Source organism: Novosphingobium sp. MMS21-SN21R (genome assembly GCF_031846015.1).
Taxonomy (GTDB): domain Bacteria; phylum Pseudomonadota; class Alphaproteobacteria; order Sphingomonadales; family Sphingomonadaceae; genus Novosphingobium.
In genome coordinates, this window is sequence record NZ_JAVRDU010000001.1 from 941,669 (window position 1) to 954,904 (window position 13,236).

Below are 13,236 nucleotides of genomic sequence, written 5' to 3' on the forward strand. Positions count from 1 at the left end.
GGGTCCCACCTGCGCTATGGTGATGCAAAGAGGAGAGTTTTATGCAGGGAATGGGTGGGGATGATTGCCCCTTCGCGTTCAATTTTGACGCAAGCACCTTCAAGGTCGGTGACCCCGTCAGCTACCGGATAACCGGTGACCCGATGTTCGAAGGCATGCCATTTGCGGGCGAACTGGTCGAAGTGCATGACGATTACGTGGTGATCGCCGCCGACGCCAGCGATCCCTCGGTGCGCTATCGCGGCACCCGCGAAAGCCGCCCCGAAGTGGAATTCACGCAGATCTAAACCGCAGCTGCGGCCTGCCTGTACCACCCGGTCAGGCCCCGCGCGATGGCCGCGATGCCGCCAAGGCCGAGCAGGATCGGCAACGAATAGCCGAGACCAGCCGCGAGCACTGCCGCCGCGGCCAGACACGCGCACGAACAGCCAAGGTCCCAGCCGCCCTCGGTTGCCATATTGAAGCGCAGCGTGCTGCGCGATTGCTTGGCCATGGCATAGAGCGGCGAGAGCATCGCGGTGGCCAGCATCGGTGTGGCCAACGCGCCGAGCGCCGTGGCCACAAGCGCGGGCAGCGGTGAGGCCCACGCCAACGCCTTGAACACGAGCACCGACGCGCCCAGCCCATAGGCCAGCGCCAGTGAATGCGTGCCGCGCCCGCCGTCGATCAGCTTGCCGATGACGATGCTGCCCGCCGCAGCCCCCACGCCCGCCAGCGCCAGCGCGCCGCCAAAATTCTCGAAGCTCTGCCCCAGCGTCACGAACAGCGCGAGATTCCACACGATCACCGCGCAGCCCGCCTGCAAGCCCTCGGCAAAATAGAGCCGCCTGCCGAAGTGGACGATGGCCGGATCAGCCATGGCGCCAGGATCGATCACCGGATTGGCCGCGCCGATGAAGGGCAGTCCGGCTAACAGTTGCAACCCGGCAATCACGGCAAACGCCACGCCCGGCCCGGCTCCCGCCAGCAGGAACCCGCCCGCGACCGGCGCGATGATCCCGACCGTCGCGGTTGTCGCCTGCTGGATACTGACCTGCCGCCCCATCGCGGCATCGTCGCCCGCCGCCGAAACATAGGCGTGATAGCCTGTCCAATAGAGCACGCTGCCCAGCCCCGAGACGAGGATATAGCCGACCAGCATCGCCCCCAGTCCGCTCACCATCGGCAACATCACAAAGCTCACCGCGCGAACGGCCACGCCCATCAGCACCACGCTGCGAAGGCCATAGGCGTGTGCCAGCGGCAGGACCGCCCCGCGCAAGGCGAAGCGCGACAGCAGAACGAGCGCCGTGCTTACCAGCGCGAGCGACGGAGACAGCCCTTGCCGCACGAGAAAGCCCGCGACGAACAAGCCGCCACTCGCCTCAACAAACGATTGCAGTGCAGTGTGCGCGTAGATCCGGCGGATGGTCGTGATCGCCATGGCTGGGTCAGAATTCCATCATTGCGGCAAGGCGGCGCGGAGCCACTGCGGTCCAGCTGCGGCGCAACCAGTCTGCAACGTGCTCCCAATCGACATCGGCGCGATTGAGAATCAGCCCGGCCCAGCCGCTCGCGCCGTAATAGGCCGGGCGGAACCAGACATCGGGGTCTTGCTCGACCAGCGCAGCCAGTTCGTCCGGTCCGCTGGTCTTTACCAGCACGGCGATATGATCGGTGCCGTGGTGCTGGTCGTTGAAATAGGCGAAATATTTGCCACCCACGCGCCAGCCGGGCGCGCCGTGGCTTTCGCGCTCCTCGACTTGCGGCAGGGCGGCGGCGAGCGCGCGGCACTTGTCCAGCAACCAGACGGGATCGCTGCCACGCGCCACGAACTTGGCCAGCACACGCGAATAGAGCTGATGCTCGGCAAACAGCACGCGGCCCGCCAGCGTGTCGCCGGTATCGCCTGGAATGATCGCCACGGGCGTCTGGCCCAGGATCGGCCCGTCATCGAGTTCGGCGGTGACCAGATGCACGCTGCACCCGCCATGCGAATCACCCGCCTCGATGGCGCGGTCGTGCGTGTGAAGGCCCTTGTACTTGGGCAGCAACGAGGGATGGATGTTGAGCATCCGCCCCTCCCAGCGCCCGGTGAATTCGGGGCTGAGTATGCGCATGTATCCGGCCAGCGCGATAACTTGTGCGCCCGACGCCAGCACTTGCGCTTCCATCAGCGCGTCATGCTCGGCGCGGGGAATGCCTTGGTGGGGCAGGCAGAAGGTAGCAACGCCCTCTGCCTCGGCCAGCTTCAATCCCGAGGCGTCCGGGTTGTTGGAAAGCACCAACACAACTTCGTAAGGGCAGTCCGCCGCACGGCTTGCATAGAGCAGCGCGGCCATATTGGTCCCGCTGCCCGATATGAATACGGCGACAGGCGTGCGGTCAGCCAAGATGCACGGCTTCCCAAGGCTCGCGCGCCGACCACGTATCGACGCTGCCTGTCACAGTGCAGCCCTTTTCGCCGCTGACGATTTCGCCGATGCGGAAAACCGTCTCGCCCGCTGCGGAAAGGTCTGCGGCGAGCGCTTGGGCCTCGTCCGGAGCCACGGCCAGCACCATGCCCACGCCGCAATTGAACGTGCGCGCCATTTCCTCGGGCTCGATATTGCCCTGCGCCTGCAGGAACGCCATCAAGCGGCTCTGCTCCCAGCTATCGGCATCGATCCGCGCATGAAGGCCCTTGGGCAGCACGCGCGGCACGTTTTCGAGCAGCCCGCCGCCGGTGATGTGGGCCAGTGCGTGAATGCGCCCGGCCCGGATGAACGGCAGCAGCGTCTTCACATATATCCGAGTCGGCTCGATCAGGTAGTCGATCAGCAGGCGCTCGTTGTCGAACAGCGCGGGGCGGTCCAGCTTCCAGCCCTTGTCGGCGGCAAGGCGCCGTACCAGCGAATAGCCGTTCGAATGCACGCCCGATGAGGCGAGGCCCAGCAGCACGTCGCCAGCGGCCACGCGGTCACCGGTAAGCTGCTCGCCGCGCTCCACCGCGCCAACGCAGAAGCCCGCAAGGTCGTAGTCGCCATCGGCATACATGCCCGGCATTTCCGCGGTTTCGCCGCCGATCAGCGCGCATCCGGCGATCCTGCAGCCCTCGGCAATGCCTGCCACGACCCGCTCGGCGACTCCGTTGTCGAGGCGACCGGTGGCGAAGTAATCGAGGAAGAACAGCGGCTCTGCGCCTTGCACGATAAGGTCGTTCACGCACATTGCCACCAGATCGATGCCAATTGCGTCATGGCGGTCATGGTCGATCGCCAGCTTGACCTTGGTGCCTACGCCGTCGTTGCCCGCCACCAGCAACGGGTCCTTGTAGCCTGCCGCGCGCAAGTCGAAGAACCCGCCGAAACCGCCGAGTTCCGCGTCCGCGCCGGGGCGTGCGGTAGACTTGGCCAGCGGGCCGATGGCCTTGACCAATGCGTTGCCTGCGGCAATGTTCACGCCGGCCTGGGCGTAGCTGTAGCTCTGCGGCTTTTGATCCTGATCGCTCATGGAACGCGCGCCTAGCGCTTTCCTGCTTGGATTTCCACTTGCCTTTGGGCAAAAGCGCTCGGGCAACCCGCCTTGTCCCCAAAAAGCGCGGTGCATTTGTATTCGGAGTTCCCTTGGTCGCGCTGCGCCTGCCTTTTGAAAGTGCCAGAAACCGTAAAGCCCTGATGATCGGGCTGGCCCTGCTCGCAGGGCTTGGGGGCGCCGCGCTCGTCGCCCAGATCGAAGGGGATCGCGGAATTCCGCCCATCGCCAGCAACGGCGATTTCGAAGTGCGTGGGATCGCGGTCAACGTCAGCGGCGATAATGCCGAAGACGCGCGCAGCAACGGCTGGCGCGAAGCACAGCGCAAGGGCTGGGAAAAGCTCTGGGCCAGCAACGGCAGCGGCGGCGCGGCTCCGGGGCTGGACGATGCCACGCTCGATTCGATGGTTTCGGCCATCGTCGTCGAAAACGAACAGATCGGCCCGCGCCGCTACATCGCCACCCTCGGCGTGATTTTCGACCGCGCACGGACCGGTGAGCGACTCGGCATGGTCGGCGCACGGGCGCGCTCGGCTCCGGTGCTGGTGATCCCCGTGCTCTATCAGGGCGGCGTCGCCACCGTATTCGAGACCCGCACCCCTTGGCAGAAGGCCTGGGCCGAATACCGCACCGGCAACAGCGCGGTCGATTATGTGCGCCCCGCAGGCTCCGGCTCCGATTCGCTGCTGCTCACTGCAGGCCAGCTCGATCGCCGCAGTCGCAACTGGTGGCGGCTGATTCTCGATGAATTTGGCTCGGCAGACGTGATCATGCCGCTGGCCCGGCTGGAGCGGGCCTATCCCGGCGGCCCCGTCCACGGCACGTTCACCGCGCGATACGGTCCGGACAACCGCTTTCTCGGGAGCTTTACGCTCGACGCAAAGAGCGAGGCTGACCTGCCGCGCATGCTCGAAGAGGCCATCGGCAGGCTAGACCGGATCTACACCCAGGCGCTCGCCGACGGCCAGTTGCGCCCCGACCCGACGCTCAGCATGGTGCCCGACGTCGATGCCAAGCTGATCGAACAGATCATCGCCACGCAGGCACCCGCGCGCGCCGCCACGACCACGACGACCGGCCCTCAGGCCGAAGCCAGTGCGGCGCCCACCACGGCTGCGGTCACCTCCAATGTGACCGTGCAGTTCGCCACTGCTGATGCGGCAGCGGTCGACGCAGGCATGGCGGCTTTGCGGAGCATTTCCGGGGTGCGCAGCGCGGTATCCACCTCGATTGCCATAGGCGGAACTTCGGTGATGCGCGTGACCTATGCGGGTGAGATCGACGCGCTCGCCGCGGCCCTGCGCGCGCAGGGCTGGCGCGTAAACGCCGGGTCCGGCGTGCTGTCGATCCGCAAGTAAGCGCAAAATCCGCGTTTTCAGCGTATAACCGGCACCATGTCGCAAATCGCACTTCCGCTGGTGACGGCGCGCGGCGCCGAGACGGTGGTCCTCGGGCCGTCGCTCGTGCCTGTGATCGACGCGCTTCAATCGGCAGATCGCTGGCCTTTCCGCACCGCAATTCTCACAGGCCCTCCGCGTTCGGGCAAGAGCCTGCTCGCGCGGTGGTTCGCCGAAAGCGGGGCGGGCGAAGCGGTCGACAGTGCCGATGCCTTGCCCGAGGACGAGGTGTTCCACCGTTGGAACCGGGCACAGGCCAATGGTCGCCCGCTGCTGCTGGTCAGCAACCGCGCGGCCGGTGCATGGCAGATCACGCTGCCTGACCTTGCCTCGCGGCTCGGCGCGGCGTTGCTGATCGAGATTGGCGCGCCCGACGACGAACTGCTCGCAGGGCTGATTGCCGAACACGCCGCGCGGCGCGGGCTGGTTCTGGGTGATCAGACAGTCGCTTATCTTCTTCCGCGAATCGAGCGCAGCCATGCCGGAATCGAGTTGCTGATTGAAACTCTTGACCGTCTGTCCCTTGAGCGTAAATCACCCGTCACCATATCCCTGGTGCGCGACGCACTTGCCGAGCGTTCAGGGGAATTCCAGCCGCGCTTGCTTTAGCGCTGCTTAAGAGAGAGAATTGGGGCATGTTGCACGGCCTTGTCGCCTATCTGGACTCGATCCGCTCGCGCGATCCCGCGCCGCGTTCGCGCTGGGAAATCCTGCTCTATCCGGGCCTCTGGGCGGTCGGGTTCCACCGCGTCGCGCACTGGCTGTTTGAGGCTGAACTGTTCTTTCTCGCCCGCGCGGTGAACCATTTCTCGCGATTCCTGACCGCGATCGACATCCATCCCGGCGCAAAGATCGGCAAACACCTGTTCATCGACCACGGTTTCACCGTCATCGGTGAAACCTGCGAGATCGGCGACAACGTCACGATCTACCAGTGCGTGACCCTCGGTGGCACCAACCCCGCCAATGGCGTCCCCGGCAAGCGCCACCCGACGCTCAGCGACAATGCCATCATCGGCTCCGGTGCGCAGATCCTCGGGCCGATCACCGTCGGCCCGCGCGCACGCGTCGGTGCGAACGCGGTGGTCACCGACGATGTGCCTGAAGGCGCCACGATGGTTGGCCTCAAGGCGCGCTCGACGCTGGTCCCTGCCGAAACGTGGCTCAAGGAATTCATCCCCTACGGCACTCCCTGCAAGGAGCCGTGCGAACCGAATGGCGGCAGCCGGATCGACGATCTCGAAACCGAAGTGGCAGCGCTCAAGGCGCAAGTTGCTGCCCTGATCGCCGCGCAAACCAGTGACGGTGGCCAGACGCCCGCGCCCACGCCAACCACCGCCGGAAGGCCCCGCCGCTGAGCGGGAACGGGCCTGAACCCGGGCCGGATCCGAGGACGCCCGGCACGATCCTGCCCTTTCCCCATGCGCGCCCGGTGTCTCAGGTCGCATTCGACCGACCCGAACTCATGCGCATCCTCGACCTTTACGGGCGCATGGTCGCCGCGGGCATGTGGCGCGATTACGCGATGGACTTTGGCAAGGACGCCGCCAGTTTCGCCGCATTCAAGCGCACTGCCGAGCGCCCTTCCGCCCGAATCGAGAAGCGCCCGTCACTGCGCGGCAAGCAGGGCATGTGGGCGCTGTTCGGCGAAGCGGGCCAGGTGCTCAAGCGCGGTCACGATCTGGCTGGCGTGCTCTCGCCGCTGGAACGACGCCTGTTGAAGGTGGTGGATTAGGCCTCTTTCGGTTTGAGCAGGAAGTTCATCCAGCAACTCGCCAGCGGCTTGTCGCGGTTGTCCTGCCACGCTTCGGCGCGCACGTTGGCGATGCGCCGCCCCGCGCGGATTACCTGTCCTTGCGCGAATGTCGGCACCATGATTCCGCCGCGCAGATATTCGACCGAGATGTTGACCGGCTTGGTCCGGATATTGGCATCTTCCGCCCCAAGATCCGCACGCAGTGCCATGATCGCCGCCATTTCAAGCAACCCCGCAATCGCGCCACCATGGAGATAGCCGGGACGGCCAAGCGTGCGGTCCGAGAAATCCATCGCCAGCACCGGCACGCCGTCCTGCAACCGATCCAGGCGCACGCCCAAGGACCGCGCATAGGGCGGCAGCTTTCCGGACAAGAGGGCAAGAGCGTCGTCGCTCATGTTGCGCTCCCCGGATTGCGGGCCCAGGCGTTCCCCTCGACCTGAATGAATATCCCCGCCACGTGGGCGACCGGGTCGTCCGCGTCGCCATCATGGGCAATTCCCCGCACGAATGCCATCGACTGCTTGAGTTGGTAGCATTCGGCGCGCGCTATTACGGTCTTTCCCGGTGTCGCCGCGCGCAAGTAGTCAATCCGCAGATCCAGCGTCACTTGCGGGCGAAAGCCTTGGCGCAAGGCCCAGACGGACATGGATGTAGCCATATCGAGCAGGCTGATGATCGGACCGGAAGCCAGTACGCCGGTTTCAGGATCGCCAACGAGGTCCTCGCGCCAGGGCAGGGCGAGTTCGACCCAGTCGTCTCCGTGGTCCCGAAAAGCCATCCCGATAAAACCGGTATGGCCGTGGTTCATCACGAACGTGCCGATCAGCGAGGCATCGAATACCGCATCCTGCGGGATAGCAGGCCGGCCTCCGGCCGTGTTAGGGGTGCTTTCCATGACCCCAGCAGTGCCGGGGCGGCACGACAAATTCAAGGAATTTAAGCGCTCGCTTAGAATGCACTTCCCGCCAGCGCGTCGATGGCGCCCTGGAGGATCAGCGCAGCCGCGTGCGAATCGATCCGTTCGGCGCGCTTGGCGCGGCTGAAGTCCTGTTCGATCATCATGCGTTCGGCGGCCTGGGTGGTCCAGCGCTCGTCCCACAGCAGAATCGGCAGGCCGATATCCTCAAGGTTGCGTGCCATCGCCCGCGCGCCTTGCGAGCGCGGGCTTTCGCTGCCGTCCATGTTGAGCGGCAGTCCGACGACAAGCCCCTTGATGCCGCGTTCTGCGATCATCGCCTGAAGTTTTGCCTTGTCCGCCATGAACTTGCCGCGCCGGATCGTCGTTCCCGCCGTGGCAAAGCGCCACTCGCGATCGCAGATGGCGATGCCGATGGTCTTGGTTCCCGTATCCAGCCCCAGCAGCATTCCGCCTTCGGGTAGCGCGTCGCGCATGTCGAGCACCGAGAGTGTGATCATTGCGCCCGCGACTTTTCCCAGGCGAGAGTGCGCTGCGCCACATCGGCGCGCAAGTTCGACCAGAACAGCGGAATATCATAGACGTGGTAATTGTTGCCCGGCAGCACGAACGGGCCAAGGTCGGGCGCGTCACCGATCATCAGCAGCCCGGTCTTGTCGTCGCACCGCGCAGGCACGGCGCCGACGATGATCGTGCCATCGGCCAGATCCTCCGAAGGGCGCAGCGTGCCAAGATTGGCAGCGGCGGGCGCACTGCCGCCGAGGCGCCCGGTCAGCGGATTGGTGCAAAGAACCGGGTCGGTTCCCTTGCGCTGTCCATCCAGCCCGGGCCGTGAGCGATAGGCGTCGATCAGGATTTCAGGGTCTGCGGGTTCCGCAAAGCTCGCCCACGTCATCACGCAGCCGTTCTGCGTCGGCGCGTTGCAGGCAGGCAGGCCCATTGCCGGCAGATCATGGCTCACCGAAATCGGCCAGCCGATCGGATAGGCGGCCACGATCCGGGCGGCGAGCGGGGTCCCTGCGACACGGTCCTTGAGCAAGTGCATCAGGTGGAGCGCGCCCTGGCTGTGCCCGGCGAGAATGATCGGCGCGTCGTTGGGCGTGGCTTTCAGAAAGGCGTCAAACGCCTGCCTGACGTCGATATAGGCCGCGTCGAGCGCCTGCTGGCCTTCCACCTTGTCGGTCAGGAACGCGCCGAACGCTGCCTGGCGATAACGCGGCGCCCAGACTTGCGCCTGCCCGTTGAACGGAGAGGCCATCCCGCGCACAAAGAACTCCGCCCGGCGCGCGCTGTCGGGCTCGTCGACCGGTGCGTTCCAGAACTCCCGTGCCAGATAGGATGTGGGATGGATGAAGAACACCACTGCCTTGCCTTTGCCGGGCTGGTCCGCATCGGCAAGGCCAGCCGGCACCCACTGCGCCGGATCGCCACTACCGAAGTCGGGACGTGAGACCCACATCTTGCGGCTGGTATAGATGCCGGCGGGCTGCGGATCGAGTTGCTCGAAAGCAGTGCGGGGCACGAAGGCGAAATTGGTGAGTTCGCGCGACCAGATCCGCAGGACCAGCAGTGCCGCGATCACCAGAACGATCAGAACAACGATGAAATAGAGGAACTTGCGAGCCACTGTTGAAGTCCTGTCGATCAGTCCGGGGTGCGATTGGCGTCGTTGCGCTCGGCCTGCCGCTCAAGCGCGATCTTGATCATCGCCACGATCGGATCGGCCAGCATCAGACCGAGAATGCCGAACAGCAGGCCGAACACCAGCTGCGCGCCCAGCACCAGCGCGGGCGCAAGGTCGGCGGTGCGTTTGGCCACCATCGGCACGATGATATTGCCGTCCACGGTCTGGACGACCACATAGACGGCAAGGCAGAACAGCCCCATCTCGGTCCCGCCCGAAAAGCCGACCAGCACCATCAGCAGCCCGGAAATCGGCGCGCCTATGTTGGGCAGGAACGCCAGCAACCCGGTGAGCAGCCCGAGCAGCGCGGCCATCGGCACGCCCCACCATGCCAGCAGCGCCCATGTCGCCACGCCTTCCACGGTCATGCCGATCAGGCGCCCGAAAAGCAGCATCCGCAGCGCCTTGCCCATGCGCACGGCGGTGCCCTCGAAATGCTTGCGGCTCTCTTCGGGCATCATCCACGCAAAGCCGCGCCGATAGATGTCCGGTTCGATCACGAAGTAGATCGCCAGAATGAAGATCAGGAAAGCTGTGGTGAACCCGCCGAAAATCCCGCCGAGCGCGCGCGTCACCTGTCCGACGCTGCCGAGTACCTGGGCAGCGACCTGTTGAAGGTTGAAATCCTTGATCGTGATGCCGTGGCTCTGCGCCAGAGCGCTGAGCCGGGCGATCTGAGTTTCCAGCACCGCCGGGAACTGGGCGGCCTGCGCCGCGATCTGCCCGCCAGCGAATGTCACCAGCCAAGCCAGAAATCCAACCGCGCCCAGCAGCACCAGCGTGATCCGCACCCCGCGCGGCAGGAATGGCGCGACCCGCGCGATCAATCGCTGTCCGCCATCGATCATCGCCGCAAACACGATCCCGCCGATGATCACCATGATCGGCTGCGCCAGCAACACCGCCAGAGCGAACAGCGCCGCCACCCCGAGCCACACCGCCGCCTTCTTCGCCTCGCGCTTGACAAGCCCGTCAGGAATGTCGGCCGGGCCGATGTTCGGGTCAGGCAGGGCGGGGTCGTCCATACCGGTCACTTCTCCGTGCCGCCGTCCTGTTGCGGCTGGCGGCGAATTTCCGGGCGCAGCCTGCTCCAAGCCCGCCCATCACGCAAGGCCGCCCACCAGGTCAGCGGATTGAGCCTCTCGCTGCCGTTCAGAGAGAAAGTGATGAACTCCGCGCGCCCGCCGACATTGGCCAGCGGCACCGGACCGCCAAGACCCTTTTCCTCGATGGGCGCACGGCTGTCTGCCGAATGGTCGCGGTTGTCGCCCATCAGGAACACATGCCCCTCCGGGATCAGGGTTTCAGGATAGTTGTCGAGGAACTGGTCGGTGTGATCGATGATCACGTAGCTTGCGCCGTTCGGCAGCGTCTCGCGGAAAGCGGGCAGTTCATAGACCTCGCGCCCGTCGGCCAGACGCGTGCGATAGCGCTCGAACATGTCGTAGCACGGCGCGCCATCGCAGTTGAGATCGGGATCAACCGGAATTTGCACCGGCGGTTCAACCTGTTGCGGCACGAGTTTGCCGTTGAGGATGATCTGCCCGTGGATCACCGCGATCCGGTCCCCCGGCAGGCCGACCACTCGTTTGATGTAGTCCTCGTCGCGGTCAGGCGGCACTGCAATCACGATGTCGCCATATTGCGGCGTTCCCGGCAGCACGCGCTTGTCCCCGCGCGGCATCACGTGGAACGAGGCCGAGACCCACGACCAGCCGTAGGGATACTTCGAAACCACCAGCCGGTCGCCCACCAGCAGATTGGGCATCATCGAGATCGACGGGATGTAGAACGGCTTGGCGATGAAGCTGTGGAAGATCATCACCGCCAGCAGCATCGCGATCAACCCGCGAATCTCCGCCCACCAGTTTACGCCGCTCTCGGGCGGCGGGGGAGGGGGACTGACCTGCGTAACGGGCTGTTCGGAAGGTAGATCGGTCAAGCTGCGCCATTTCCGGCAAGAGGTCGGGCCTCGATCACCACAAAGGCCTGCGCCCAGGGATGATCGTCGGTAAGCGTCAGGTGGACCACGGCTTCATGGCCCTCTGGCGTAATCGCCGCCAGCCGTGCCGCCGCACCGCCGGTCAAGGCCAGCGTCGGTGCGCCCGACTTTGCGTTGACCACGCCGATGTCCTTCATGAACACACCTGCCTTGAACCCGGTTCCGACCGCCTTGGAATAGGCTTCCTTGGCAGCAAAGCGCTTGGCCAGTGTGCCCGCTTTGGTGAACGGTCGCCGCTCGGCCTTGGCCTTCTCCACTTCGGTGAACACGCGGTCGACAAAGCGCTGACCGAACCGGTCGAGCGACTTCTGGATGCGCTCGATGTTGCAGAGGTCGGAACCCATTCCGATGATCACGCAAGACCTCCCCGCATCGGGGAGGGGGACCACCGCAGGTGATGGAAGGGATTCACCGCGCCGCGTCCATCAATTCACGCATCCGCCGCACCGCCGTCTCGAGCCCGACGAAAATCGCCTCACCGATCAGGTAATGTCCGATGTTCAGCTCGGCCAACTGGGGAATCGCCGCAATCGGCTGCACGTTCTCATAGGTCAGCCCATGGCCCGCATGTGGCTCGATCCCGTTGACCGCCGCCAGCGCTGCCATGTCGGCGATGCGCCGCAGTTCGATCGCGACCTGCTCACCTTCGGCATGCGCATATTCGCCGGTGTGGAGTTCCACCACTGGCGCGCCCAGCTTCATCGCCGCCTCGATCTGCCGCGCTTCAGGCGCGATGAACAGGCTGACGCGGATGCCGGCGTCGGTCAGGCGCGATACGATCGGCGCAAGCCGGTTATGCTGCCCCGCTGCGTCCAGTCCGCCCTCGGTCGTGCGCTCCTCGCGCCGCTCGGGCACGATGCAGGCCGCGTGGGGCATGTGGCGCAGCGCGATCTCGACCATTTCGTCGGTCGCAGCCATTTCAAGGTTCAGCGGCAGGTTGGTCGCGGCCTGAATGCGCGCCAGATCCTCGTCGCGGATATGACGGCGGTCCTCGCGCAAGTGCGCGGTAATGCCGTCGCCCCCGACGCTGGCGACGATCTCGGCCGCGCGCACCGGATCGGGATGGTCCCCGCCGCGCGCATTACGGATCGTCGCAACATGGTCGATGTTGACGCCCAGCCTGAGACTATCGGGCCGCAGGCGCGCAGGCAGGAGCACGCTCATCAGGGCTTGGCCCGGCTGCCGGGCTTTACCGCAGGTGTTGCCGCCAGTTCGGGTGGCAATTCGTCCGGCGCATAAGTCGGGAAGTTGAGCGCGACGAGCGGGAAGAACGGCACGCCGAGATCGACCGTGCCTGCCGACCGGTCGATCAGCGATGCCGCGGCGATCACTTCGCCGCCTGCTTCCTCGATGGCGGCTATCGCCTCGCGGCTGGAAAGGCCGGTGGTCACCACGTCCTCGACCATCAGCACCTTGTCACCGGGATTGAGCGCAAAACCCCGCCGCAGTTCGAACGTGCCGGTCGGCCGCTCGACGAACATCGCCTCGACGCCCAGCGCGCGGCCCACTTCATGGCCGATGATCACCCCGCCCATGGCCGGCGCAACAACCTTCTGGATTTGCCCGCGCAGATCGCGCGGCAGCTTCTGCGCGATGGCGACCGCCAGCCGCGAGGCGCGCATCGGGTCCATCAGCACGCGCGCGCACTGCAGGTAATGCGCGCTGTGGCGGCCGGACGAGAGCAGGAAGTGCCCTTCGAGCAAGGCCTGGCTGGCGCGGAATTCGGAAAGGATCTCGTCTTCGAGCATCTGTCACCTGGAGGCGGGGGGAGTTCCCGCGCAAATGACGCTTGCGCGCGTGCGGGGCAACCATTTTCGACACCCGCACCCACATCGCCATCGCACCTTGCCCGAAGGGGCGTGCTGCCCTTGCGAAAAATATGCGTCCAGCCGCTTGAGGCTTGTGACAACCGCGCGTATAGGCCGGTCCAATCGAGGGTCTTAGAGGGGTGCGAAAGCGCCCTCTTGGCGCAGCGCGAAAGCGCTC

Annotated in this window: 17 protein-coding genes; 5 read left to right on the forward strand and 12 right to left on the reverse strand. The window is 65.4% G+C overall.

Annotation, left to right across the window (positions count from 1 at the left end; all coding sequences use genetic code 11):
• Positions 1–41: 41 nt before the first annotated feature.
• Positions 42–287, forward strand: a complete 246-nt coding sequence (locus tag RM192_RS04415) for a hypothetical protein (protein WP_311506363.1) — start codon at positions 42–44, stop codon at positions 285–287.
• Here the strand turns inward: RM192_RS04415 and RM192_RS04420 are convergent.
• The 3 genes from RM192_RS04420 to purM are packed head-to-tail and all read right to left on the reverse strand — an operon-like array spanning position 284 to position 3,471.
• A complete protein-coding gene (locus RM192_RS04420) occupies positions 284–1,423 on the reverse strand; it encodes an MFS transporter (protein WP_311506364.1) in 1,140 nt (379 codons plus the stop codon). The genes RM192_RS04415 and RM192_RS04420 overlap by 4 nt on opposite strands.
• Before the next feature lie 7 nt (positions 1,424–1,430).
• Positions 1,431–2,372 carry a phosphoribosylglycinamide formyltransferase gene (gene purN, locus RM192_RS04425; RefSeq protein WP_311506365.1) on the reverse strand — a complete coding sequence of 314 codons (942 nt, stop codon included), beginning with the start codon at positions 2,370–2,372 and terminating at the stop codon, positions 1,431–1,433.
• Complete coding sequence (gene purM / locus RM192_RS04430) at positions 2,365–3,471, reverse strand: phosphoribosylformylglycinamidine cyclo-ligase (protein WP_311506366.1); 1,107 nt, start codon at positions 3,469–3,471, stop codon at positions 2,365–2,367. Before purM ends, purN begins: the two co-directional genes overlap by 8 nt.
• 164 nt (positions 3,472–3,635) lie before the next feature.
• On the opposite strand from purM, the gene RM192_RS04435 reads away from it, so the two are divergent.
• From RM192_RS04435 to RM192_RS04450, 4 genes are all read left to right on the forward strand, one after another.
• Positions 3,636–4,850, forward strand: coding sequence for a heavy-metal-associated domain-containing protein (locus RM192_RS04435; protein ID WP_311506367.1), 1,215 nt, complete (start codon positions 3,636–3,638; stop codon positions 4,848–4,850).
• Positions 4,851–4,886: 36 nt separating this feature from the next.
• The gene (locus tag RM192_RS04440; protein WP_311506368.1) at positions 4,887–5,498 is read left to right on the forward strand and encodes an HdaA/DnaA family protein; all 612 of its coding nucleotides are present in this window, start codon (positions 4,887–4,889) and stop codon (positions 5,496–5,498) included.
• Positions 5,499–5,524: 26 nt separating this feature from the next.
• Positions 5,525–6,247 carry a serine O-acetyltransferase EpsC gene (epsC, locus tag RM192_RS04445; RefSeq protein ID WP_311506369.1) on the forward strand — a complete coding sequence of 241 codons (723 nt, stop codon included), beginning with the start codon at positions 5,525–5,527 and terminating at the stop codon, positions 6,245–6,247.
• Between the two features lie 74 nt (positions 6,248–6,321).
• On the forward strand, positions 6,322–6,624 hold the full coding sequence (locus RM192_RS04450) for a DUF2794 domain-containing protein (RefSeq protein WP_409233779.1): 303 nt from the start codon (positions 6,322–6,324) through the stop codon (positions 6,622–6,624).
• Here the strand turns inward: RM192_RS04450 and RM192_RS04455 are convergent.
• From RM192_RS04455 to pyrE, 9 genes are read right to left on the reverse strand one after another with little or no spacing between them, the layout of a single operon-like run.
• Positions 6,621–7,043: a PaaI family thioesterase gene (locus tag RM192_RS04455; protein WP_311506370.1), complete on the reverse strand. Its 423-nt coding sequence runs from the start codon at positions 7,041–7,043 to the stop codon at positions 6,621–6,623. The two genes, RM192_RS04450 and RM192_RS04455, sit on opposite strands and share 4 nt — an antisense overlap.
• Positions 7,040–7,543 carry a PaaI family thioesterase gene (locus RM192_RS04460; RefSeq protein WP_409233780.1) on the reverse strand — a complete coding sequence of 168 codons (504 nt, stop codon included), beginning with the start codon at positions 7,541–7,543 and terminating at the stop codon, positions 7,040–7,042. The genes RM192_RS04455 and RM192_RS04460 overlap by 4 nt, the downstream gene beginning before the upstream one ends.
• Before the next feature lie 53 nt (positions 7,544–7,596).
• Positions 7,597–8,064 (reverse strand): Holliday junction resolvase RuvX, encoded by a 468-nt coding sequence (gene ruvX, locus RM192_RS04465; protein ID WP_311506371.1) that lies wholly within the window; start codon positions 8,062–8,064, stop codon positions 7,597–7,599.
• Positions 8,061–9,191 (reverse strand): DUF3089 domain-containing protein, encoded by a 1,131-nt coding sequence (locus tag RM192_RS04470; protein WP_311506372.1) that lies wholly within the window; start codon positions 9,189–9,191, stop codon positions 8,061–8,063. The genes ruvX and RM192_RS04470 overlap by 4 nt, the downstream gene beginning before the upstream one ends.
• Before the next feature lie 17 nt (positions 9,192–9,208).
• Positions 9,209–10,273: an AI-2E family transporter gene (locus tag RM192_RS04475; RefSeq protein WP_311506373.1), complete on the reverse strand. Its 1,065-nt coding sequence runs from the start codon at positions 10,271–10,273 to the stop codon at positions 9,209–9,211.
• 5 nt (positions 10,274–10,278) lie between these two features.
• Positions 10,279–11,190 carry a signal peptidase I gene (lepB, locus tag RM192_RS04480; RefSeq protein WP_311506374.1) on the reverse strand — a complete coding sequence of 304 codons (912 nt, stop codon included), beginning with the start codon at positions 11,188–11,190 and terminating at the stop codon, positions 10,279–10,281.
• Positions 11,187–11,606 (reverse strand): holo-ACP synthase, encoded by a 420-nt coding sequence (gene acpS, locus RM192_RS04485; protein ID WP_311506375.1) that lies wholly within the window; start codon positions 11,604–11,606, stop codon positions 11,187–11,189. The genes lepB and acpS overlap by 4 nt, the downstream gene beginning before the upstream one ends.
• Positions 11,607–11,658: 52 nt before the next feature.
• The gene (locus RM192_RS04490) at positions 11,659–12,414 is read right to left on the reverse strand and encodes a pyridoxine 5'-phosphate synthase (protein WP_311506376.1); all 756 of its coding nucleotides are present in this window, start codon (positions 12,412–12,414) and stop codon (positions 11,659–11,661) included.
• Positions 12,414–12,998 carry an orotate phosphoribosyltransferase gene (gene pyrE / locus RM192_RS04495; protein WP_311506377.1) on the reverse strand — a complete coding sequence of 195 codons (585 nt, stop codon included), beginning with the start codon at positions 12,996–12,998 and terminating at the stop codon, positions 12,414–12,416. The genes RM192_RS04490 and pyrE overlap by 1 nt, the downstream gene beginning before the upstream one ends.
• Between the last annotated feature and the right edge of the window lie 238 nt (positions 12,999–13,236).